Origin of the sequence: Shewanella sp. SM68 (assembly GCF_025653925.1) — a bacterium.
GTDB classification, from domain to species: Bacteria; Pseudomonadota; Gammaproteobacteria; order Enterobacterales; family Shewanellaceae; genus Shewanella; species Shewanella oncorhynchi.
The window spans coordinates 1-647 of record NZ_JAKKRU010000038.1; the positions used below are offsets into that span (position 1 = coordinate 1).

At 43.9% G+C, this 647-nt stretch carries 2 rRNA genes; both read left to right on the forward strand.

Annotation, left to right across the window (positions count from 1 at the left end):
• Positions 1-77: ribosomal RNA gene (locus tag L5M40_RS22540) — 16S ribosomal RNA — on the forward strand; the annotation flags it as partial.
• Positions 78-439: 362 nt separating this feature from the next.
• Positions 440-647, forward strand: a 23S ribosomal RNA gene (locus L5M40_RS22545); the annotation flags it as partial.

A 647-nucleotide genomic window follows, 5' to 3' on the forward strand; every position in this document is an offset into this window, starting at 1 on the left:
CCACTTTGTGGTTCATGACTGGGGTGAAGTCGTAACAAGGTAGCCCTAGGGGAACCTGGGGCTGGATCACCTCCTTACCTATACGACTAACTTAATGTTTGCTGAGTGTTCACACAGATTGCTTGTTTAGCTTCTCTTAGGAGAAGTCAGAGCTGAATGCGCCGCTAGCCGGTACGCATTGTTCTTTAACAATTTGGAAAGCTGATAGTATTTAATTGCATGAGTCTGTCATGTGATTAATTACAAAACGTTTAATGCGAAAGCATTGAACATGAGTTCTCAAACACTTTATTAAGTGTCTTGAATATTCAAAAGTAAATTATTCTTTATTGAATAGTTTACGTCTAAGGCGCGTCCACTTCTTTGGTCAGAAGTGAGACAAGTAAAACCAAGCTGGTCGCAATGCGGCGCAGGTGAGTGAAACTCATTTGGGTTGTATGGTTAAGCGACTAAGCGTATACGGTGGATGCCTTGGCAGTCAGAGGCGATGAAGGACGTAGTAACTTGCGAAAAGCGTTGGCGAGCTAGTAACAAGCATTTGAGCTAACGATGTCCGAATGGGGGAACCCAGCAGCATAAGCTGTTATCGCAACATGAATACATAGTGTTGCGAGGCGAACGAGGGGAACTGAAACATCTAAGTACCC